The following is a 21,315-nucleotide window of genomic DNA, read 5'->3' as shown; positions in this document are numbered from 1 at the left end:
TACTGACCAGCCTATATAGTAGTGCAGGACGCGCAGAATTGCCAGCCGACAATATATTTTCACGTGTGGAACAGTTGGCGCGTGAGCAATTGGCGCACCAGGCGGCCACGGCCGGGTTGCTGGAACCGCAATTCCAGGTGGCCGTCGTGAAAAGCACGCGCCCCGTGCCGGCGTGCGCGGCGCCCGTCGCGCTGGAGGCGGCCGACAGCCGCTCCGCGCAGCGCATGCGCTTCGTGGCAGTGTGTCCTGGAAGCAACGGTTGGCGTTATGAAATGCTGGTGCGCGGCAGCGTCACGGCCCAGGTGGCCGTCACCAGCGCGCCCGTGACGGCGAATACGCCGCTGCAGGCCGGCGACGTGGCGCTGGCGCGGCGCGACGTGACGATGGTGCCGGACAGTATTTCCTCCTTGCCCGGCGCCGTCGGCCTGTCGAGCCGGCGCAGCTTGCGCGCCGGCGAAGTGCTGCGCCAGGGACAGCTGGCGTCGCCCATGCTGATCAAGCGCGGCAGCGCGGTCAGCATCGTCGCGCGCAAGGAGCAGGTGGAAGTGAGCATGGCCGGCGAAGCCATGGATCCCGGTGCGCTGGGAGAGGTGATACGCGTGCGCAACGCCACCAGCGGCACGGTGATACGTGCCAGGGTGGTCGATGCGGGCGTGGTGGAACCGGCCGAGATTCCCGGCCGTTAAGGGACGATCAGTCTGCGGCGGCCGTGCGCTGCAGGCGCGTCGCCAGCTGGGTTAGCTTGGCGGCGTAGTTGGGATCGGTGGCATAGCCGCCGCGCGCCAGGCCTTGCGCGAAGGCGCCCGCGTCGGCGCCCGTGTTCAGGGCGGCGCGGTAGCGTGGATTGTCGAGCAGCACCTGCGCATAGTCGCGGAAGGCGCTGGCCTGGTCCGGATAGCTGCGGAAGCGCTCGGTCTTCTTCAGGGCCGTGCCGCTGCCCGCTTCGTATTCGGTCGTGACATTGCTGGCCACGTCGCCCTGCCATTTGCCGCTGGCCTTGATGCCGAACAAATTATTCGTGTCGGCGCCCGTGCCCTGGCGCAGCGGACGCTGGCCCCAGCCCGATTCCAGCGCCGCGTGGGCGGCGACGATTTCCGGCGCCACGCCCAGGCGCGCACCCGTTTCTTCCGTCCATGGCTTGATCGAAGCGAGGAATTGCTGCTGCACTTCGCCGATCTCGCCGCCCTGGTTGATGCTGCCCAGCACATTGACGGGCTGGCTCTGTTCCAGGTAGGCGCGGCCCTGCGGGTTCAGGGCGGTGGCGTTGCCGCCGCCCTGTTCGATGAAACGGGCCACTTCGCCCTGCACCTGCTGGAACACGCTGGCAAAGCTGCCGGTGGACGCGGTGCCGCTGGTCGCGCGCATATTGCTCTGCACGGCATTCGTTGCCGCCGTCGATGGCGTCGCCGCCGTGGCGCGGATGCCTGAAAAATCAGCCTGGCGCATAGGTATCTTCCTCGCCATGCAGCACGCGCTGCATGATGCTGTACTGTTCGGTTAAAAATTCGCTGTTGCGGGCATTCAGGCGCTTGCATTCAAGCACCATCTGTTCCAGCGCCGCCCAGTCGGCCTGGGCCTTGCTGCGCGCTTCTTCTTGCAATAACGCAAACAATTGCGCCATATCGCCTTGCGGACCCAGCAGGGCAGTGACGAGGCTGACGCGCTGGCGCCGGCGCGCATCGAGCTGTTCGACGGCGGCGATCACGGGTTCGGCCAGGGCCGTCAACTGGGCGCTCTGGTGCTGCAAAGCCGCCTGGAATTGTTCGTCCAGCAAGGTGCGCAGCGCGGCGTAGCCGAGCTGGTCATCTGCCATGCCCTGCAGGACGCGGCGCACGGCTTCCTGGCGCGTGATGCCCTTGCGCGGCGCGGTCACGATTCGCCGCCATGGAAGCGCTGGATCAGGCCCGCCAGTTTCGACGGGTCGAATGGCAATTCGCCCTTGGCCAGCGCATCGCGCAGCATGGTCACGCGCTCGTGGTCGATCTCGGGCATGGCGCGCAGGGCGGCCATGGCAGGCTGCAGTACGGCCGATTGCATTTCCGTGCCGGCCGAGGAGCCGGGCGACACGGCGCCGGCGCCGGCGTTCTCGGCGATTGCCTCGGCAGGGGCCACGGCGCCGCTGCGCACGGCGGCACCGGTATTGCCGGAGGAGATTTTCATACGTTGTCCCTTGCCCTTAATTTGCATGCTCGTCCCGTTCTTTCTTGGCGGGCAAGCCCAGTTTCTCGCGCAGGCGTTGCAGCGTGCCCGAGTCCGGTTCACCCACTTGCAGCTCTTCGCCTTGCGCCCTTTGCCCGGCCATGCCGAACATGGCGGCGATGCTGTCAGCCTGGCCACGCGTCAATATTAACAGTTCGATGCGGCGGTTGATGCCGGCGCTGGCGTTTTTCACGTCCAGCGGCGCGCGGTCGGCCATGCCCACCACCTGCAGCACGCTGTCCGGGCTCATGCTGCCAATCAGCAATTGCGCGCGCGCCGACATGGCGCGGTTGGCCGACAGGGTCCAGTTCGAATAACCTTCATAGCCGGTATTGGCGTACTGCATCGAATCGGTATGGCCGACGATCAGCATCTGGTTCTCCATCTGCGCAAACACGGGACCCATCTGGCGCAGCAGCTTGCGGAAGCGGTCGGTCGGCACGGCGCTGCCGCGCACGAACATGCCTTGCTTGTCCGTATCGTGCAGCATGACGCGCAAGCCGTAGGGCGTGATCACCGATTGCAGATTGCTCTTCAGGCCCGCTTCATCGCTGAGCTTGTCGAGCGCGCGCGACAGGGCCATCAAGTCTTCCGGCGACTGGTAGCTGACCTTGGTTTCATTTTTCGGCGCCGAACCGGCCTTGCCATCATGCATCTGCTTGCCTTCCGTGCGCGTGTCGCCGGTGCCCTTGCGGGGCATGGGGAAGCGCTCGATCAGGCTGCCGCGGGGGCCGCCTTTCTGTTCCGGCATCACGCCCTGGCCTTCGCCCTGGCGGCTGCCGGCGCTGGCATCCATCATGATTTCCTTCATCGCCTGCTGCTCGCGCGCGGCCATCAGCCACAGCACGAGGAACAGCGACAGCAGGGCCAGGCAAAAGTCCGCGAACGCTACCTTCCAGGCACCGCCGTGGCCGTCGTCGTCATGCTTGCGACCGGCCCGCTTGATGATGGCCTGTTCATGTTTCTCATGCGGCTTTAGCACGGCGGCCTCCCCGGCCTTGGCCTTGCTCTTGTTCCGCGCCGCCATCTTCCAGCGCATTGATCCAGCTTTCCAGCTGGGCGAAGCTTGGCTTGATGTTCAGCTGCACCAGGCGGCGGCCCGCATCGATGGCCAGCAGCGGCGGTTTGCCCGCCACGTGCGTGACCAGCACGACCTTCACGCATTCCATGGTCGAGCCTTCCTCGCCCACCAGCTGTTTCATCATATTGCACATCGGATCGAGCACGCCGTAGCAAAAGAAGATGCCGATGAAGGTACCGACCATGGCGGCGCCCACTTTTTCCGAGATTTCCGCCGCATCGGCGCCGTCGGCCACGGAATTCATGGCCATCACGATGCCGAGCACGGCGGCCAGGATACCGAAGCCTGGCATGGCTTCGGCGATCTTGTGCAGCGACTTCGACGGTTGCAGCAATTCGTCGTGGATGGCTTCCAGTTCCTGCTCCAGCACGCCTTCGAGTTCATGCGCGTTGATCTTGCCCATCGCCATCAAGCGGAAGTTGTCGACGATGAAAGCGAGCAGTTTCGGCTCTTCCAGCACCAGCGGATAGCGCTGGAACAGGGCGCTTTCGCGCGGCGCCTCGACGTGGGCGTCGAGCGCCTTCAGGCCGCCGGCTGCCGTTTGCAGCAGTTCATACATGAGCAGCAGCAACTGGCGCTGGAATTCCGAGCCTTGCTTCTTGTGCGTGACGATCTTGCGCATCTGGTGCAGCATTTCACCGAGTACATGCTTGGGGTTGCCCAGCACCAGGGCGCCGACGGCGGCGCCGATGATGATGATCAACTCGACCGGTTGCCAGATCGCGTGGACGGTGCCGCCCATCAGGGCGAAGCCTCCGAATACACACCCCATCACGATTAAGATACCGATAATTACCATGTCAACTGCCTTTCTGCGTCATTGTGCTGCATCAATTTGATGGGTTTTACTGAAACTATTGCCGAACTGGCGCTTCACTGTTAATCGTCTTGCAGCATGGCTTTCATCTTGCCCAGTGCCGTCTTGTTCAGCTGGCAGACGCGGGCGTCGCTCAGGTCCAGCACGGCGGCAATTTCCTTATAGCTCAATTCGAATTCGTAATACATCTGCACCACGCGCTGTTCGCGCTCGTCGAGCGCGCGCAGGGCCTGCTCCAGGCTGCGCCGCACCATCAATTGCTCTTCCGGACTCGGTGCGCTGTCGGCCTGGCCCAGGCTTTCCTGCAGCACTTCGTCGAAACTGGCGATCAGCTCGGCGTTTTCCGCCAGCTGGTATTCTTGAAACGCTTCCGGCGTCAGCTTCAGGGCCGCCATGATTTCCGCGTCCAGCGGTTCGCGGCCCAGGCGCCGGGTCAGGGCGCGCACGCTGTCGCGCAGGCGGTGGCTTTCCTGGCGCACGGCGCGCGGGCGCCAATCCTGGCGCCGCAATTCATCGAGGATGGCGCCGCGGATGCGCAGGCTGGCATAGCTGCCGAAGGACTGGTCGGGCACGCCGTAGCGGCGCAGCGCTTCCAGCAAGCCCATCAGGCCAATCTGTTCCATGTCGTCGCGGTCGATGGCGCCCGATACCTGCGAATTGAGCTGACGCACGATGCGTTTCACCAGGGGGGCATACGCCACCAGATGTTGTTGCTCTTCAGCAACACTGAGCACGGCCGCGCAAGCGCTGGCGGCCGCATATTCGCCGGCGCCATACGCTTCCTGGTATTGCTCTACATAGGCCAAGGGATCTCCCACTAGGTCGGCTGGCGTGTCGGCTTATTCAATGATCAGCTTGCCGACCATGACTTCGGTAAACGGCTTTTCCATCTGTTCGCGTTCATAGCTGACATTGAAAGCCTTGTTGATCTGCTCGGCATACTGCTCCACCGTCATGGTTTGCGCCTTGTCCATGGGAAAGCTCGACAGCGTGCTGACGGCGATCGAGCGCATCAGCGGCAAGTGGTCCTTGGTCAGCTTTTCCTTTTCCTCGGTGGTGGCGATCACCAGGTCGGCAGACAGGTAGTGCGTGTCGCTGTCGCCCGGACCGCGGCGCAGCATCACGATGACCTTGTCGAGCGTGATGAACTTGCGCGCCTTCTTGCCCGTGGCGGGCGGCGGCGGGGCTTTTGCTTCAGCAACCGCGCCAGGCGCGGACACGGGCTTGGCCAGGTACCAGATGGCGCCACCGGCCGCGCCGGCGGCCAGCACGGCCACCGCGACAAAGCCGGTTATCAGTTTCATTTTCATATTCATCAGTTGTACTCTCGCTCATGCATGGCGTAAGTGTTGCTGGAGGATGTGCCTGCTGGCGTGCCGTCGGACAGGGCGCGGCCCGGTTCCGCCTCGTCCTGCTGGCGTCCCGGCTGACGCTGGCCGCGCGCATCGCCTTCGGCAAACGCCTGGGCGGCCGGGCTGCGCGGCGTGGCGCTGATATTCACGGCCACGTCGGTATATTGGCGCTGCGCCAGGTCGCTGCGCATGTTTTCGCCGATGCCCTGCAACTGGCGCAGCACTTCCGTGTTCGACGCCGTGACATTCACTTGCAGCGCGCCGGCCGTGTGGCGGATGGAAATTTCAATGCGGCCCAGCATGGGGGGATCGAGGCGGATCGTCGCGTGTTCGCTGTTGCGGCCGATCTGCGTCTGCAGGCGTTCGCCCAGCGCCTCGCGCAGCGGTTCCTGCCATTGCTGGGCTGGACCGTTGAGCTTGATCGTGTCGCCGCCGGCGGCGGCGGGCGTGGCGTTCGCCACGGCGCCCGTCAGGCCCAGGTTGGGCGCGGCCGATGCGGCGGGGCTGGCGGCCCGCTCGCCATCGCGCGCGGGGGCGGCGACAGCGGCAGCGACGGGGGCGGCTTGTTTCAGCAGCGATTCAAACGGCAGGGCCGTGGCGCTGTCCGCGCCGCCCTTGGCTGCCGGCAATGGGTTGGCGGCGGCCAGCGGTTCGCGCGTGTCGCGACCCGCCGGTTGCGGCACAGCCTGGCTGCTGAGGGTGACGGCGGCCGGATGCAGGCTGATGTTCAGTGCCGGATTGGCTTGCGCCGCGCTGGCCTGCACCTGCGTCTGCGCGGCGCCGCGCGCTTCTGCCGCCGCCGCGTCCGCCTGTTGCGGCAGGGCGACGGGCATGGGGGCAAGCGGCAAGCCGATGACGGGCAGCGCCATGGCTGGCAGGCTGCCGCTATCGGCATTGCCGCCGCTCTTGCCGGCGGCGTCGCTGTCGGCATCGTCGTGGCTGTCGCCATCGTTGGCGGAGACGGCAGCGGTGTCCTGCGTCGTCACGCCCGCCACATCGAGCACTTGCGCGAACAGGGGCAGGGCCGATGGCGCGCTGGCCGTCGTGCCCGTGGGCGCGGCGCCGCCTGGCAAGCCGGGCAAGAGTGCCGGCAGCGCCGGTGCTGCGTTGGTCGTCGGCGCAGGCTGCGCCGGTGCTGTGTTGAAGCTCATGATCATGCTTGATACCCTTCAGAGTCGAATTCGCCGAGCGCGGCGTAGGCGACCCAACCTTCCTTATTTGCCTGTAATGCGCCCAGATGCAAACCCAGGCGTTCTTTTTCCTCAGAGCAAATTTTAACCGCTTGCGCGTGAATTTTGCGCAATTGCAACAATTCTGTTTGTTCCAGCGCATTCCATGCGCCACGTTCTGCCAGCAGGGGAATGTTTTTCGCCAGGCTGGCAGAGAGTTTTCCCATCGCATCCCAGTCTTTCTGGGCGATGGCGGCGCTCAATTGCCGGTTCAGCTGTTGCAGGACGCCGCGCCTAGGCATTGTTGGCCTGGACGCCCACCCAGCCACGCTTGATGGTGGTCATCAAGGTAGTCACTTCATCGATCAGGGCAGGGTCGAGCTTGATGCCAGCCGTGTACAGGCGCGCCACGCAATAGTCGTACAGGCGCGCCAGGTTGACCACCACTTCGCCGCCATTGTCGAAATCGAGCGAGCTCGACAGACCGTTGATGATCTGCGTGCATTTATCCAGACTGATCGCCTTCTGTTCGTAGCGCTTGCCCACGATATGCCCGCGCGCGCGCGCCAGTTCTTCCAGCAGGCCATCCGTCAGCACCAGCACCAGTTCGACTGGCGAGGCGCGCGACGTCTGCGCATCGAGGTTGACTGCATGGTAGTTGCCGTAAGCTTCATTGTTTAACATGTCTTATTTCTCACTGTCTAAACTTGCGGCGGCGCGGCAGGCACGCTCGCCTTAGGATTTGTCGTTGCCGAACATGGCGTCGAACATGTCGACCGTCTTGTACATTTGCTCCTGCATCACTTGCAGGCGCGTAAATTGATCGAGGAAACGCTTGTAGGCCGTGTTGTACTGGGCCGTCAGCAAATCGGTGCTCTTGGTCAGCGACTTCTGCAGGCTGGTATTGGCGTCGAGACGCTGCACCAGCTGGCCCTTGGTGATGTTGCTCCACTGGCTCAGCGCCTTGTCCAGGCCGCCGAACACGCCCGATGGGGCCGACAGGCTGTTGTTGCCAAACAACTTGTCCAGGTCGCCAGGGTTCGATGCCAGCTTGGCCGTCAGCTTGGCCGTATTCAGGCTCAGCGTGCCGTCGCGGTTGGCGGTCACGCCATACGACACCAGCGAAACGCCGCCGATGCTCTGGCGCAGCAGATTGTTCATGTTGCTGCGCAGCGCGTTCAAGCCCGAATCGTGGGCGAAGATGCCGGCCGCCACGTTCTTGTCCGGATCGCCGGAGCTGGCCAGGCCGTCGAGCACGCTTTTCAGCTTGTTGTAGGCGTCGACGAACGCTTGCACATTGGTTGCCGTGCCGCCGCTGTCGGTGGCCACCGTGACCGTCACCGGCGCGTCGCCCGTGTTCATGGCTTTGCTGAACGTCATCTTCACGCCCGTCACGTTGGTGAAGGTGTTCGATGCCTGGGTGATTTGCGTGCCCGTGTCTTTCGCGCCCAGCCAGACGATGGCGTCCTGCGCCTTGACGACTTCCTTGATGTTGGTGGCCGCATCGGTCACCAGCGCCTTGGTCAGCGCCGTGTTCGTCACGCTCGAGGCGTCCAGCGTGACGGCGTTTTCCTTGCCCGTCAGGTTAGACGTCAATACCAGCTGCGCCTGGTTGCCGATGGTGACGATGGACGCCGTCACGCGCGAATTGTTCTTGCTGTTGCCATTGATGGCGGCGGCGATTTCCTGCGGCGTCAGGTTGCCGTCGGCATCCTTGTCGGCGGCGCTCAGGTCGATGTCAAAGCTGTTGTCCGCGGTGACGGGGGCCAGCGGGTCGCCGATCCGCACGGCCAGCGTGCCGCTGCCGGCGGCGGGGCTGCTGGTCAGGCCGCCGTACGAGGTCTGGCTGGCCGTGGCCAGCTGCTGCACGAAGAAGGAATAGCTGCCGGCGACGGCGGTGGCGTCGGCCGTGCCGCTGCCATATGCGGTATTGCTGAAGGTGGCGGACTGGCTCAGCAGCGACTTGGTGCTGCTGCTCATGGTCGTCATCGAGCTCTGGAAGGCGCTCATGGCCAGCTTCAGGTTGTTCAGCGCCGTGGCCGTGTTGTTCGCCAGCGCGGTCTGCTTAGTCAACTTGTCCTGCTGCGCCGCGACTGCCTTGGTCGCCAGGTTTTTTGCGGTGACGATCGGATCGTATTGCGGTGCAGTAATTACGTTTGCCATGCCAGACTCCTGAATAAAGGGATATACCGGTACAAGGCGACCCCCATTCCCGTTTTGTGAAGTTTTCCTGAAAGAAACTTACACAAGCTTCATTTTACCTGCCCGCGGAACCAGAATTGCGTCGCCAGTTCGTCCTGGCGCTTGGCATCGACTCTTTGTTGCTCATTTGCAACATGCTTCTGTTTCTGCGTCAGCACCTGGTCCAGCACCTCGCGCTTGGCCCAGGCCGTGTTCAGGGCGCGCTGCGACACGGCCATGTTGGCCTCGTGCAAGTGCAGGTCGGTACGGTGCTGGTCGGCCATCTGCATGACCGCCTGCTTGAAGTTGCCGCAGTTGACGGACAGGGCCAGGGGCAGGGCACCGCTGGGGCCGCTATCCGTGTACAGGCCCGTCAGGCGCTCCAGGTTCTTCTGGTAGCGTTCGCGCACGGCCGTCTGCGCCGCCATTTCGCCCTGCAGGCGTTCCACCTCGGTGCTGCGCAGGCCGACCAGCGTGGTCAGGTTGCGGATGGTATGCGAGTCGCTCACAAATGCTCCTAGGCCATGATTTGTTCAAGTTGTTCGATGCAGGGCGCCATCGGCGCCTCTTCCTTGGTGCCCTGGCACAGGAATGCCTCGATCGGCGCGTGCAGTTGCACGGCGCGGTCGGTGATGGGGTCGGCTCCGGGCACGTAGGCGCCCAGCGGAATCAGGTCGCGCACGCGCGCATGGCGCGCCATCGACGCCTTCAGCGCGCGCGCCGCCTGCATGTGGCCGGGCGTGATCACCTGCGCCATGCAGCGGCTGATCGAGGCGGCGATGTCGATGGCGGGGTAGTGGCCCCGTTCGGCCAGTTCGCGGGTGAGCACGATATGGCCGTCGAGAATCGCGCGCGCCGTGTCGACGACGGGATCCTGCTGGTCGTCGCCTTCGGCCAGCACCGTGTAGATGGCGCTCATGCTGCCTTCCGGATGGGCGCCGTTGCCGGCGCTCTCGACCAGTTGCGGCAAGTTCGAAAACACGGATGGCGGATAGCCGCGCGTGGCCGGCGGTTCGCCCAAGGCCAGCGCCACTTCGCGCAAGGCCATCGCATAGCGCGTCAGCGAATCGACCAGCAGCAGCACGTGCTTGCCCTGGTCGCGGTAGTGGGCGGCGATGGAGTGGCACAGCTCGGTGGCCATGATGCGCATCAATGGCGATTCGTCGGCCGGCGCGATCACCAGCACGGCTTTCTTCAAGCCTTCGGCACCGAGCGACTTTTCGACGAATTCGCGCACTTCGCGGCCCCGTTCGCCGATCAGGCCGACGACGACGACATCGGCCACCGTCTGGCGCGTGATCAGGCCCAGCAGCACGCTCTTGCCGACGCCGGAACCGGCCATCAGGCCCACGCGCTGGCCCTTGCCCAGAGTCAGCATGCTGTTGATGGCGCGCACGCCCACGTCCAGCGGTTCGACCACCGGTTGTTTCTTCAGGGGATTGACCTTCGGCGGCGTCACTTCCAGGATGTGTTCGCCACCGAGGCGGCCCAGGTCATCGATCGGCTCGCCCAGGCCATTGACCATGCGGCCCAGCCACGAGGGGCCGATCTGCAGGCTGGCCTTGTCGGGCAGGGGCAGCACGCGCGCGCCCGTGGTCAGGCCCGTGGCCTTCTTGAACGGCATCAGGTAGGACAGTTTTTCGCGGAAGCCGACCACTTGCGCATCGAGCCACTCGCCATTCACAGTTTCAATTTGACAACGCTGGCCCGTGTGCAGGCGGCAGCCGGCGCTTTCCAGCAGCAGGCCGGAAGCGCCGACCAGGCGGCCGGTCGGGGTCGCGACCGGGATGTCGCCGATCTCGAAGCTGCGCAGCGTGTCGGCGATCATGCAGGCGCGCCCTGGTCCGCGTGTTCGGCGGCCAGCGCCAGGTGGCTGCTGACCTGTTCCATGCAGGCCGACAGGCGCTGATGGCAGCCGGCGTCGACTTCATTGTCGCCAGCCTTGATGCGGCATTCGCCGGCGTCGAGGCGGGCGTCGGCGATCAGGTTCCAGCGCTTGGCGCGCTTCGGATCGAGTTCGCTGATGCGTTTCAATTCTTCCGGGTTGAGGAAGACGTCGATTTCCTCGCGCGTGGGCGGCATCGACGCCAGCGTTTCATCGACCAGGGCCAGCAGTTGCACGGGCTGCAGCGCCAGTTCGGCGCGGATCACCTGGCGCGCCACCTTGGCCACCAGGTCGACCACTTCCTTGCGCTGCGCGGCGCGGTAGTCGGCGCGCACCTTTTTCAGGTCGCGCAAAATGGCGTCGACGGGGCGCGCCAGGCGGTCCAGCGCCACCAGCGTTTCATTGCGGCCCTCTTCGCGGCCCTGCGCCATGCCATCGTTGCGTCCGGTGTCGTAGCCATCCTGCTGGCCTTGCACCAGGCCCACTTCATAGCCGTCGCGCTGGCCCTGCTCGAAGCCTTCCGAGACGGACGCCTGCCACTGGCCATCCGTATCCTCGTTGGCGCTGCGCTGGCCGGCGGCGATGAATTGCGACAGCGGCGGGAAACGATACGAGCGAAAGTGCTTCATTCAATCACCGCTTCGGCAAACAGTTGCACTTCAATCTCGCCCGCATCGGCGAGGCCCTTGACGGTGGCCATGATTTCCTGGCGCGTCTGTTCGATACGGCTCAACGGCACGGGGCCGGAACGGCGCATCATGTCTTCGAAGCTCTGTGCCTGGCGGCGCGGCATGGTTTTCAGCACGGCGTCGCGGATCGATGGTTCCGCGCCCTTGAGGGCGATGGCCCACTGTTCCATCGGCACGTCTTCCAGGATGCGCGTGAGCGTGACGTCGCTCTGCGTGGCCAGGATCAGGAAGTCGTACATGCTCAGTTCGATTTCCGACACGACGTCCGGGTCGTGCGCGCGCAGCAGTTCGACCAGCGCGGCGCGGTTGCCCGGCATGCGGTTGAGGATCTCGGCCGCCTGGCGGATGCCTTCCACGCTGGTGCTTTGCGTGTCGAGCGTGCCCAGGCAGCGGCCCACCAGTTCGTCGAGCTCGACCAGCAGGTCGCGGTCGATCTCGTCCAGGCGGGCCAGGTTCAGCAGCACCAGGTCGCGGCCTTCGACGGGCAGGGCGTCGAGGATCTGTCCGGCCAGCGCGGGCGGCAAAAAGGCCAGGAAGACGGCTTGCATCTGCACGTGTTCGTTGACGATGTATTCGGCCAGCCATTTCGGCGAGGCCCACTGCAGGCGCGCCATCTTGGGACGGATGGCATCGCCGTAAATGTTGTTCAGCACGCTATTGGCGATATCGTTGCCCAGCGCCATGTCCAGCGAGCGCTTCAGGTAGCTGCGCGAGGCGCCGTGCACGCCGCTTTGCTGGCGGTAGTCGTCGAAGAAGGTCTGCATGGCCGTTTTCACGGCCTCGACCTTGATGCCGCTCATGCGCGACATCACTTGCGTGACTTCCAGCAATTCTTCGCGCGACAGGCAGCGCAGCACGTTGGCCGCCTGTTCTTCGCCTATGCTCAGCAGCACGATGGCTGCCTGTTCCACGGGATTCAGGCTGACGCTTTCGTACTCGTTGGCGTCAGGGGAATTATTGTTGTTGAGTTCGGCCATTTTTCTGCATCCATTGTTTGACGACTTCGGCGACACGCTCGGGTTCTTTTTCAGCCAGCACTTTCAGGTGGTCGACCATCACGTCGACTGCCGAGCCAGGCGGCGGCAAGTCATAGTTTTCCAGCAGCGGCACCACCGGCATGCTGCCGGCGCCCGTTTCGCCTTCCAGCGCCGGCAAGCCGTTCAAGCCCAGCGCTGGCGCGCCGGCTACGGTCACGCCGTTGGCGCCGGCGGCGCTGCCGCCCAGGGCCAGGGCTGGATCGATCTGTTTCAGCGCTGGCGGCGCCAGGCGCGAAGTCAGCAGGCGCAGCAGGGGGCGCAGGATCAGGAAGTAGCCGAGTACGGCGCCGAGCGCGTACAGCAGCCAGCTGCTGAAGTCGACGACCGTGTCGCGCTCTTCCCACCACTGCGCCACGGGCGGCTTGGCGGGGAAGGTCAGCGCGGTCAGGCTCAGGCTGTCGCCGCGCTGGGCGTTGATGCCGAGGCCGCTGGTGAGCATTTTTTCAATATTGCCCAGTTCGGCAGGGGTCCAGCCGGTTTTTGGATTCGGTGCGGCGGCGCTGTTGAGGACGACGGCGACGCTGAGTTTTTCCAGGCGGCCACGGCTGCGCTTGATCTGCGTGATGCTGCGGTCGTAGGCGTACTGGCGCGTGGTGGCGTTCTTGCGTGCCGTGCCATCGTCGGACGGCTTCGGTGCGCCATCGGCCGGGGCGGCGCCGGCGGCATCGGCCGGGGCCGGCACGGCGGCTGCCGGCGGACGGTTCGACAGGCTGCCGGGAATGCCGGCCACGGTGCGGTTGCGCTCCTGTTCTTCACGCATCGCTTCGCTGGTCACTTTCGGGGCTTCGCCGTATTTTTCCAGCGTTTCATCGACGCGGTCGTTGTTCACGGCGGCCGTCACGCTGAGCTTGAAGTTGTCTTCGCCGATGACGGGACCGAGCAGGCCCGTGACGTTGCGGCGGATGTCATCCTGGAAACGTTTCGCGCCTTCGTTGCCGGCGGCAGAGGCGTCGAAGCCGTCCGTCAGGTCGATGTGCGAGGACAGCAGGTTGCCGCCCTGGTCGACCAGGCTGACGCGCGTGGGCGCCAGGCTGGCGACGCTGCCGGCCACCATGTTGATGACGGCGGCGATCTGTTCCGGCGCCAGGGTGCGGCCCGGCTTCAGGGCCACGACTACCGAGGCGGACGATTTGTCGCCGTCGCTGGCGACGAAGGAAGTCGATTTCGCAATCGACAAATGGACGCGCGCCGAAGCGATCGCGTCCATGGTCATGATGCTTTGCGCCAGCTCGCCTTCCAGGCCGCGGCGGAAGCGCACGTCCTGCACGAATTGCGATACGCCCAGCGGGTCGTTCTTGTCCATCAGCTCCAGGCCGGCCGGCAGCTGCGCCGTCACGCCTTTCGAGGCCAGCAGCATGCGCACCTTGCCCAGCATGGCGTCCGGCACCAGCACCTGGCCGCTGTCCGGATGCAGGCGGTAAGGGATGTGTTCGGCGTCCAGCGTTGCCATCATGTCCGTCACGGCCACTTTTTCGCGTGCGCCGAAGACCGGTTTGTAGTTGGCCTGGTCGCGCCAGAAATACATGGTCACCATGGCGGTGATGCCGATGGCCAGCACGACGATGGGAACCAGGTTTTTCAGCAGGGCAGGCGGGATGGCGGGCTGGGCGCCAAGGCGCCAGCGCGCAAATGCGGACTTCATGGTGGTAATCACTTGGGGTAACTTTCGCTGGGAGGCTGGGGCGTGGAGCTTACAAAGGCAGTTTGATCAGTTCGTCGACGGCGCCCATGACCTTGTTGCGCACTTGCATCAACATGGAAAAGGACAGGCTCGCTTCCTGGCTGGCCAGCATGGCGCCGACCAGGTCGTCGCTCTTGCCGCTGTCGACGTCGCTCATTTTTTGCGCGGCCATGCGGTCGTCGCTGTTGATCTTGCCGACGGCGTCTTTCATGGTTTGCGCGAAGGAGAAGCCCGATGTTTCCCCTGCGCCGAATTGGGCGGCGGGCATGATGCTGGCGCCCAGGGCGCGCGCGTCGTTGCTCAGTGCTGCCAGATCGGCCTTGATCAGACCTGCGAGTTCATTGCTCATCTTGCCCTCTACTTTCAATATGCGGTGACGTATCAATCAGAAATACTGGTGTTGCCATTCCGGCGCAAGCGGCACCGCGGTGCCTTTTTTGCCTGGTCCGATGCCCCTGGACCCATCAGTTTTATCAGTTGCCACACCATCCGCTGCGAGCAGTATCAAGCAAACCCACGCTGACGAACGCACACTATTTGCAAGGCCATGACAACGAATGTCTAGCTGATAAAAGTTTCTACAGGTGGCAATCAGAGGGGCTGGAAACTGCCATAAAAACCGGAATCAGGTAAGCGGAATGGCGCACTGCAAATCTAAATTATGTCGCTATAAGCTTACCTCGCGGCAACTATAAAGTAAAGAGTGGATTGGCTCAAGGAATATTGATACATGGCAATATTTATGATTTTCATGTATTGTTCAGCACCGTAGTCATCCAGCATGCGATACGATGCGCAATCGTTTGCTTGCGCCGCCGTTCACATAGGCAAGATGATGCTGTATTTAATTTCGGGCGATCCGTATAATTTGTTCTGCCACCGCAATACCGACATGACCACTACATGACAACCATTACCAAGACAGATCAAACTGTGCGCCATCAAGTCCTGGATTCCTGTCTGCTTGGACGTCCTGTCCATTTGCTGCATGTGTTCGGCGCCCAGCTGCGCGACGACCTGGCCGTGGCCCTGCGCCAGCCCATGAACCGCCGCTACTGGGGTAATTTCCAGATCGACGCCGTCGCCTTGTCGCGCGTCGAAAACGAGGACAGCGTGAATCGCTGGCTGAGTTTTTCCACGCCTGCGGGCCAGACCGGCTTCACCCTCGAACGCCAGATATTGCTCAGTGTCCTGAACTATCGCTATGGTAGTGCCGGCGCCAAGGGCGCCTTGCCCGATCCGGCGCAGGTGCGCGTGACGGCCACGGAAGAGCGTTTGGCTGTGGTGCTCGGACAACAGTTGGTTACCAGCCTGTTCGCCCGCATCCACAAGAATCTGCACACCTTGGGCAAGAGCAGCAGCATCGACGCCAGCGCCGAGGTGGCCGTGCAGTCGGGCGTGCATCCGCCGCGCGGCAGCTGGATCGTCACCGTCTCGCTCAGCGATGTCGAGGCGGGGCAGAGCGGTACCTTCTGGTTCTCGCTGGACAAGCGCCTGATGGCCGACGTGCTGCGCGGCCTGCTGCCGGAGCGCGCGCAGGCGAAGAAGGCGCTGCGCAGCGTGCGTCCGCTGGCTTCGCGCCTGCAGGTGACGCTGGAAGGCCGCCTGGTCAGCAAGCAAGTGCAGCTGGGCGCCTTGTTCGACTTGCGCGTGGGCGACGTGATCCCCGTCAGCCTGAGCCGCACCGATGTGATGCTCGACGATTCCCGTCTGTTTACGGCAGCCGTTTCCGAACACAAGGGCAAGCTCTGTTTAACCTCATTTGAAGATGTCGAATAATATGAATATGACCGATACCAACCAGAGCGAAACCCTGCTGGAAGACCTGGGCGACGATATGATCATCGACCAGGGCGACGTCTCCGACGTGGCCAGCACCCGCGCGCGGCGCGACATTCCGCAAATGATGCGCAAGATTCCCGTCACCCTGACCCTGGAAGTGGGCTCGGCCCGCATCTCGCTCGAGGAGCTGATGGCCATCGGCCCGGAAAGCGTGATCGAACTCGACATGCTGGCCGGCGAACCGCTGGTGATCAAGGTCAACGGCACGCCGATCGGCCGCGCCGAAGTGGTGGTGGCCGGCGAGAACTATGGCCTGAAAGTCATCGACCTCGACGGCCTCAATCTCGACATGATGACAGCATGAAGCTGGCGGTACCCGGTTTGAGCCGGCGCCGCGGCACGCTGGCTGCTGCGCTGGCCGTTCCCGTCCTGATGTTGTGCTGCAGCGCCGCCGGCGCGCAGGATTTATTGTCCGGCATCGTGCCGGGCGCGAAGACCGACCTGTCGGTCAAGATGCAGATCCTCGTCGTCATGACCCTGCTCGGGCTGCTGCCCGTGATGGTCATGATGATGACCAGCTTTACCCGCTTCGTCATCGTGCTGTCCCTGCTGCGCCAGGCCCTGGGCCTGCAGCAGGGCTTGCCGAACCGTATCGTCACCGGCATCGCCCTGATCCTGACCCTGCTGGTCATGCGCCCCATCGGCGACCAGGTGTGGAAGGAAGCGTTCGTGCCTTACGACCGCGACCAGATCGGCATGCAGGAAGCGCTGAAGATCGCCGAAGTGCCGATTTCGCGCTTCATGCTGGCGCAGACGAGCAAGGCGGCGCTGGCGCAGATCGCCCACCTGGCGGGCGAACCGTCGACGATGCGCCCGCAAGACCACAGTTTCACGGTCAAGCTGGCCGCGTTTGTCTTGTCCGAACTCAAGACGGCGTTCCAGATCGGCTGCATGCTGTTCATACCGTTTCTCATCATCGACCTGGTGGTGGCGTCCGTGCTGATGGCGATGGGCATGATGATGCTGTCTCCGCTCGTCATTTCCCTGCCGTTCAAGCTGCTGCTGTTCGTGCTGGTCGATGGCTGGACCCTGACCGTCAACACCCTAGTTACCAGCATACAGGGCTATTGAAGCATGTTTACCCCTGAAGTCGCCGTCGACCTCGTCATCGAAGCGCTGCACATCGTCATGCTGCTGGTGGTGATACTGGTCGTGCCCGGTCTGCTGACGGGCCTGGTGGTGGCGCTGGTACAGGCCGCCACGCAGATCAACGAGCAGACGCTGAGCTTCCTGCCGCGCCTGCTGGTCACCTTGCTGGCCCTGATCCTTGCCGGGCGCTGGATGTCGGGTTACCTGATGGATTATTGCGTTTCCATTTTTCAGCGCGCGGCCACCCTGGTCGGATAGCGCCGCGCGCCCATGGATCAGATTTTCAATCAGGTGCTGCCGTTCATGCTGGCCGTGTGGTGGCCGTTCTGCCGCATCCTGGCCATGCTCAGCGCGTCGCCCGTGATCGGCGACGCCATGGTGCCCGTGCCCGTGCGGGTGCTGCTGTCGCTGGTGCTGGCGATCCTGATGCTGCCCGTGATGCAAGCCTCGGGCGCCTCGCAGGACTTGCTGAAGATCGATCCGTTTTCCCTGCACGCCCTCGTCGCCACGCTGGAGCAGGCCGTCATCGGCTTCATCCTGGGCCTGGCGTTTCACTTCGCCATGTCGGTGATGTCGGTGCTCGGCTACCTGGTGTCGAGCCAGGTGGGCTTTTCAATGGCCGTCATGAATGACCCGCTGAACGGCACGTCGTCGGACGTCATCACCGGCTTGCTCACCATCATGTGCATGATCGTCTTTTTCGCCATCGACGGCCACCTGGTGCTGACGGGCGTGATCGGCGCCAGTTTCACGGCCTGGCCCGTGGGGCAGGGCTACGGCCCCATGCTGCTGCAGGCGGTGGCCTACAACGTGGCGTGGATCTTTGCCGCCGCCATGCTGCTGGCCTTGCCGATCGTGTTTTCCACCATGGTGGTGCAGCTGGGCTTTGGCTTCCTGAACCGCGTGGCGCCGTCGCTGAACCTGTTTTCGCTGGGGTTTTCCATGATTACCGTGTTCGGCCTGCTGATGCTGGCGCAGATCGTGCGCTACGTGCCCGAGCACTATATCGCCATGACCAACCGGGTCCTGGACATGATCCAGGAACAGATGCGGGTGGCCCATGGCGGATAACAGCACCGGCGACAAGACAGAAAAGGCCTCACAGCAAAAGCTGAAGAAGTCGCGCCAGGAAGGGCAGGTGGTGCGGTCGCGCGACCTGTCGACGGCGCTCGGCATCCTGATCAGCATGAAGGTGTTTATTTTCCTGCTGCCGGGCTACCTGGAAAGTTTCCGCGAACTGTTCGCCATGGCCTTCATGCCGCTCGACAGCAAGGGCGCGCTCGAAAATGCCATGTCGATGGCGTTTACCACCTCGGTGGGTTTGCTGATCAAGATGGTCATACCGCTGTTCTGCGTGCCCCTGTTTGTCGTGCTCGGCTCTATGGTGCCCGGCGGCTGGGTCATCAGCACGAAGAACTGGATGCCGAAGATGGAGCGCCTGAGCCCGGCCAAGAACCTGGGCCGCCTGTTCGCGCCCAAGCATGCGTTCGAGTTTGTCATCTCCATCGCCAAGGCGGTGGTGCTGTGCATGGTGCTGGTGCACGTGAGCCGCTCGAGCCTGGCGCAATACGTGGATTTGCAGCACCGGCCCCTGCAGCAAGCCATGCTGGATGGCTCGTCGCTGATGCTCGACGGCTTGATGGCGCTCATTTCCGTCTTCGTCCTGTTCGCCATCATCGACGTGCCGGCGCAGGCGTTCTTCTTTGCCCGCAACCAGCGCATGAGCAAGCAGGACGTCAAGGAAGAGCACAAGAGCAGCGAAGGGCGCCCCGAAGTGCGCCAGCGCATCCGCCAGCTGCAGCAGCAGATCGGCCGGCGCAGCGTGCGCAAGACCGTGCCCGACGCCGATGTGGTGATCGTCAACCCCGAGCATTACGCCGTGGCACTCAAGTATGACCAGGACCGCGCCGAGGCGCCGTTCGTCGTCGCCAAGGGCGTCGACGAGATGGCGCTGTACATCCGTCAAGTGGCGAAGGAACACCATATCGAGACGCTGGAGTTGCCGCCGCTGGCGCGCGCCATCTACAACACCAGCCAGGTGCAGCAGCAGATCCCCGTGCAGCTGTACCAGGCCGTGTCGCAGGTGCTCAACTATATCCTGCAGCTGAAAGCATTCCGTTCTGGGCAGCGCGCCGCCCAGCCCCCATTTCCCACCGAGGTGGTCGTGCCATCTCATTTGAGCGAGGTAGTACCTTCATGAATTTCCTGAACCGCGTGGTTGCCGAAATGCGCCGCCACAAGTTCGCCACGCCGCTGTTCCTGCTGGTGATCCTGGCGATGATCATCTTGCCGCTGCCGCCGGTGCTGCTCGATATCCTGTTCACCTTCAATATCGTGCTGGCACTGATCATCATCCTGGTCAGCGTCTCGGCCAAGCGGCCGCTCGATTTCTCCGTCTTCCCGACGGTGATCCTGGCCACCACCATGCTCAGGCTGACGCTGAACGTGGCGTCCACGCGCGTGGTGCTGCTGCATGGCCATACGGGCGCGGACGCGGCCGGCAAGGTGATCGAGGCCTTCGGTAACGTCGTCATCGGCGGCAACTTCGTCGTCGGTATCGTGGTGTTCGTGATCTTGATGATCATCAACTTCGCCGTCGTCACCAAGGGCGCCGAGCGCATCTCGGAAGTGTCGGCGCGTTTTACCCTGGATGCCTTGCCGGGCAAGCAGATGGCCATCGACGCCGACCTGAACGCCGGCCTGATCAACCAGGAAAAAGCCCAGATCCGCCGCAAGGACGTGGCTGCAGAAGCGGATTTCTACGGTGCCATGGACGGTGCCTCGAAGTTCGTGCGCGGCGACGCCGTCGCCAGTATCCTGATCCTGATCATCAACATGGTCGGCGGCGTGGCCATCGGCTCGCTGATGCACGACCTGTCGTTCGGCGACGCTTTCCGCCAGTACGCGCTGCTGACCATCGGCGATGGCCTGGTGGCGCAGATCCCGGCGCTGCTGCTGTCGGCCGCCGCCGCCATCCTCGTCACCCGCATCAGCGATTCGGGCGACTTCGAACAGCAGGTGGCGGGCCAGGTGCTGACGTCGCCGACGGTGATCTTCAGCGCGGCCGGCATGATGGTGGCGCTGGCCCTGATTCCGGGCATGCCGTGGTTCATGTTCATGACCTTCGCCGCCGTGCTGGCCTTTGTTGCCTGGCGCCTGACCAAGCGCGTGAAGGGGCCCGACGCGGCCGGCATGGCGGCCATCGAGGCGGCCTTGCGCGACGAGCGTCCGGCCGAGCTGGAGTGGCAGCAATTGCCTGCCGTGCAGCCATTGATGGTGATGCTCGGCTATAAGCTGGTCGGCATGGTGGATAAAACGCAGGGCGAACCGCTGAACAAGCGCGTCAAGGGCGTGCGCCAGAGCTTGTCCGAGGCCATGGGCTTGCTGCTGCCGAACATCGGCGTGCGCGACGACCTGGCCCTGAAGCCGTCGCAGTACGCGATCGTGCTGTCGGGCACCGTGGTGGCGCAGGCGGAAGTGCAGGCCGACCGCCTGATGGCGATCCCGTCGCCGAACGTGTATGGCCAGCTCGACGGCATTCCCGGCATCGAGCCCGCCTACGGCATGCCCGTGACGTGGATCGAGCCAAGCGAGAAGGCGCATGCGCTGGGCCTCGGCTACCAGGTCATCGAGGCGCCCAGCGTGATCGCCACGCACTTGTCGAAGATGGTGCGCGAGTACCTGCCTGAACTGTTCCGCCACGAAGACGTGTCGGCCATGATGGAGCGCCTGACGGCGTTGTCGCCGAAGCTGGCCGGCGCGCTGGACAAGGCGCTCACGCACACGCAGCTGCTGCGCGTATTCCGCGTCTTGCTGGCTGAAAACGTGTCACTGAAGGATATCGTGCCCATCGCCACCACCTTGCTCGACAGCTCGGAAACGACCAAGGATCCGATCCTGCTGGCGGCCGAAGTGCGTTGCGCGCTGCGGCGCCAGATCGTCAGCAGCCTGTTCGGCCAGAAGATGGAAATGCAGGCATTCAACCTGGGCGGCGAGCTGGAAAACATGCTGCTCGGTTCGCTGAACCAGGCGCGCCAGTCGGGCAAGGTCACTTTGGACAATTATCCGATCGACCCGCATTTGCTGTCCCAGCTGCAAGTGAACATGCCGGTGGCGCGCGAACAGATGAAGCAGCAGGCGACGCCGCCGCTGCTGCTGGTGCTGCCGCAGATCCGTCCGCTGCTGGCCCGCTATGCGCGCCTGTTCGCGCCGGGCCTGCACGTGCTGTCGTATAACGAAATCCCGGAAAACCGCGAAGTGAGCATCATCGGCACGGTGGGCTAGGCAAAAAAA

General features: G+C 63.8%; 25 protein-coding genes. 8 read left to right on the top strand and 17 right to left on the bottom strand.

Annotated elements, in window-relative coordinates; all coding sequences use genetic code 11:
- Positions 1 to 65 precede the first annotated feature (65 nt).
- On the top strand, positions 66 to 686 hold the full coding sequence (gene flgA, locus O0880_RS15280; protein ID WP_289887203.1) for a flagellar basal body P-ring formation chaperone FlgA: 621 nt from the start codon (positions 66 to 68) through the stop codon (positions 684 to 686).
- Positions 687 to 693: 7 nt separating this feature from the next.
- Here the strand turns inward: flgA and O0880_RS15275 are convergent, their stop codons facing one another.
- The 17 genes from O0880_RS15275 to O0880_RS15195 all read right to left on the bottom strand — a co-directional run bounded on the left by O0880_RS15275 (position 694) and on the right by O0880_RS15195 (position 14,440).
- Positions 694 to 1,446 (bottom strand): glucosaminidase domain-containing protein, encoded by a 753-nt coding sequence (locus O0880_RS15275; RefSeq protein ID WP_289887202.1) that lies wholly within the window; start codon positions 1,444 to 1,446, stop codon positions 694 to 696.
- Positions 1,433 to 1,873, bottom strand: coding sequence for a flagellar export chaperone FlgN (gene flgN, locus O0880_RS15270; protein WP_289887201.1), 441 nt, complete (start codon positions 1,871 to 1,873; stop codon positions 1,433 to 1,435). Before flgN ends, O0880_RS15275 begins: the two co-directional genes overlap by 14 nt.
- Entirely contained in the window at positions 1,870 to 2,160 is a 291-nt protein-coding gene (flgM, locus tag O0880_RS15265; protein WP_289887200.1) for a flagellar biosynthesis anti-sigma factor FlgM, read from the bottom strand. Before flgM ends, flgN begins: the two co-directional genes overlap by 4 nt.
- A 16-nt stretch (positions 2,161 to 2,176) precedes the next feature.
- On the bottom strand, positions 2,177 to 3,181 hold the full coding sequence (locus O0880_RS15260; RefSeq protein ID WP_289887199.1) for a flagellar motor protein MotB: 1,005 nt from the start codon (positions 3,179 to 3,181) through the stop codon (positions 2,177 to 2,179).
- Positions 3,165 to 4,079 carry a flagellar motor stator protein MotA gene (gene motA, locus O0880_RS15255; protein ID WP_034757817.1) on the bottom strand — a complete coding sequence of 305 codons (915 nt, stop codon included), beginning with the start codon at positions 4,077 to 4,079 and terminating at the stop codon, positions 3,165 to 3,167. Before motA ends, O0880_RS15260 begins: the two co-directional genes overlap by 17 nt.
- 80 nt (positions 4,080 to 4,159) lie before the next feature.
- A complete protein-coding gene (locus O0880_RS15250; protein ID WP_071324105.1) occupies positions 4,160 to 4,903 on the bottom strand; it encodes a FliA/WhiG family RNA polymerase sigma factor in 744 nt (247 codons plus the stop codon).
- Positions 4,904 to 4,936: 33 nt separating this feature from the next.
- Positions 4,937 to 5,401: a flagellar basal body-associated FliL family protein gene (locus O0880_RS15245; RefSeq protein ID WP_354669887.1), complete on the bottom strand. Its 465-nt coding sequence runs from the start codon at positions 5,399 to 5,401 to the stop codon at positions 4,937 to 4,939.
- An 11-nt stretch (positions 5,402 to 5,412) separates the two neighbouring features.
- Positions 5,413 to 6,600: a flagellar hook-length control protein FliK gene (locus tag O0880_RS15240; RefSeq protein ID WP_289887197.1), complete on the bottom strand. Its 1,188-nt coding sequence runs from the start codon at positions 6,598 to 6,600 to the stop codon at positions 5,413 to 5,415.
- 2 nt (positions 6,601 to 6,602) lie between these two features.
- A complete protein-coding gene (locus O0880_RS15235) occupies positions 6,603 to 6,881 on the bottom strand; it encodes a hypothetical protein (RefSeq protein WP_232250907.1) in 279 nt (92 codons plus the stop codon).
- 31 nt (positions 6,882 to 6,912) lie between these two features.
- Positions 6,913 to 7,302 carry a flagellar export chaperone FliS gene (gene fliS, locus O0880_RS15230; protein ID WP_071324102.1) on the bottom strand — a complete coding sequence of 130 codons (390 nt, stop codon included), beginning with the start codon at positions 7,300 to 7,302 and terminating at the stop codon, positions 6,913 to 6,915.
- Positions 7,303 to 7,353: 51 nt separating this feature from the next.
- The gene (gene fliD / locus O0880_RS15225) at positions 7,354 to 8,781 is read right to left on the bottom strand and encodes a flagellar filament capping protein FliD (RefSeq protein WP_071324101.1); all 1,428 of its coding nucleotides are present in this window, start codon (positions 8,779 to 8,781) and stop codon (positions 7,354 to 7,356) included.
- A gap of 89 nt (positions 8,782 to 8,870) precedes the next feature.
- The gene (locus tag O0880_RS15220) at positions 8,871 to 9,308 is read right to left on the bottom strand and encodes a flagellar export protein FliJ (protein WP_071324100.1); all 438 of its coding nucleotides are present in this window, start codon (positions 9,306 to 9,308) and stop codon (positions 8,871 to 8,873) included.
- Between the two features lie 8 nt (positions 9,309 to 9,316).
- Positions 9,317 to 10,627 (bottom strand): flagellar protein export ATPase FliI, encoded by a 1,311-nt coding sequence (gene fliI, locus O0880_RS15215; protein WP_071324099.1) that lies wholly within the window; start codon positions 10,625 to 10,627, stop codon positions 9,317 to 9,319.
- Positions 10,624 to 11,313, bottom strand: a complete 690-nt coding sequence (gene fliH, locus O0880_RS15210) for a flagellar assembly protein FliH (protein WP_071324098.1) — start codon at positions 11,311 to 11,313, stop codon at positions 10,624 to 10,626. Before fliH ends, fliI begins: the two co-directional genes overlap by 4 nt.
- Positions 11,310 to 12,350 (bottom strand): flagellar motor switch protein FliG, encoded by a 1,041-nt coding sequence (locus O0880_RS15205; protein WP_071324097.1) that lies wholly within the window; start codon positions 12,348 to 12,350, stop codon positions 11,310 to 11,312. The genes fliH and O0880_RS15205 overlap by 4 nt, the downstream gene beginning before the upstream one ends.
- Positions 12,328 to 14,052: a flagellar basal-body MS-ring/collar protein FliF gene (gene fliF, locus O0880_RS15200; protein ID WP_289887194.1), complete on the bottom strand. Its 1,725-nt coding sequence runs from the start codon at positions 14,050 to 14,052 to the stop codon at positions 12,328 to 12,330. Before fliF ends, O0880_RS15205 begins: the two co-directional genes overlap by 23 nt.
- Positions 14,053 to 14,101: 49 nt before the next feature.
- Positions 14,102 to 14,440: a flagellar hook-basal body complex protein FliE gene (locus tag O0880_RS15195; protein WP_071324095.1), complete on the bottom strand. Its 339-nt coding sequence runs from the start codon at positions 14,438 to 14,440 to the stop codon at positions 14,102 to 14,104.
- A 554-nt stretch (positions 14,441 to 14,994) separates the two neighbouring features.
- Here O0880_RS15195 and O0880_RS15190 point away from each other — a divergent pair.
- Genes O0880_RS15190 through O0880_RS15160 form a run of 7 tightly spaced genes read left to right on the top strand, consistent with a single transcriptional unit; the run spans position 14,995 to position 21,306 of the window.
- A complete protein-coding gene (locus tag O0880_RS15190; protein WP_071324094.1) occupies positions 14,995 to 15,870 on the top strand; it encodes a FliM/FliN family flagellar motor switch protein in 876 nt (291 codons plus the stop codon).
- A 1-nt stretch (position 15,871) separates the two neighbouring features.
- Complete coding sequence (locus O0880_RS15185; protein WP_071324093.1) at positions 15,872 to 16,237, top strand: FliM/FliN family flagellar motor switch protein; 366 nt, start codon at positions 15,872 to 15,874, stop codon at positions 16,235 to 16,237.
- Positions 16,234 to 17,004: a flagellar type III secretion system pore protein FliP gene (gene fliP, locus O0880_RS15180; RefSeq protein WP_071324092.1), complete on the top strand. Its 771-nt coding sequence runs from the start codon at positions 16,234 to 16,236 to the stop codon at positions 17,002 to 17,004. The genes O0880_RS15185 and fliP overlap by 4 nt, the downstream gene beginning before the upstream one ends.
- Positions 17,005 to 17,007: 3 nt before the next feature.
- Complete coding sequence (locus tag O0880_RS15175) at positions 17,008 to 17,280, top strand: flagellar biosynthetic protein FliQ (RefSeq protein WP_071324091.1); 273 nt, start codon at positions 17,008 to 17,010, stop codon at positions 17,278 to 17,280.
- A gap of 12 nt (positions 17,281 to 17,292) precedes the next feature.
- Positions 17,293 to 18,093, top strand: coding sequence for a flagellar biosynthetic protein FliR (locus O0880_RS15170; protein WP_071324090.1), 801 nt, complete (start codon positions 17,293 to 17,295; stop codon positions 18,091 to 18,093).
- The gene (locus O0880_RS15165) at positions 18,083 to 19,222 is read left to right on the top strand and encodes a flagellar type III secretion system protein FlhB (RefSeq protein ID WP_071324089.1); all 1,140 of its coding nucleotides are present in this window, start codon (positions 18,083 to 18,085) and stop codon (positions 19,220 to 19,222) included. The genes O0880_RS15170 and O0880_RS15165 overlap by 11 nt, the downstream gene beginning before the upstream one ends.
- Positions 19,219 to 21,306: a flagellar biosynthesis protein FlhA gene (locus tag O0880_RS15160; RefSeq protein ID WP_071324088.1), complete on the top strand. Its 2,088-nt coding sequence runs from the start codon at positions 19,219 to 19,221 to the stop codon at positions 21,304 to 21,306. Before O0880_RS15165 ends, O0880_RS15160 begins: the two co-directional genes overlap by 4 nt.
- Positions 21,307 to 21,315: the final 9 nt, after the last annotated feature.

The sequence above is a fragment of the Janthinobacterium sp. SUN118 genome (assembly GCF_030397695.1).
In the GTDB taxonomy this organism is placed as follows: domain Bacteria; phylum Pseudomonadota; class Gammaproteobacteria; order Burkholderiales; family Burkholderiaceae_D; genus Janthinobacterium.
The sequence above is the reverse complement of the archived record's forward strand: the minus strand, read 5'-3'. Positions and strand labels throughout refer to the sequence as shown.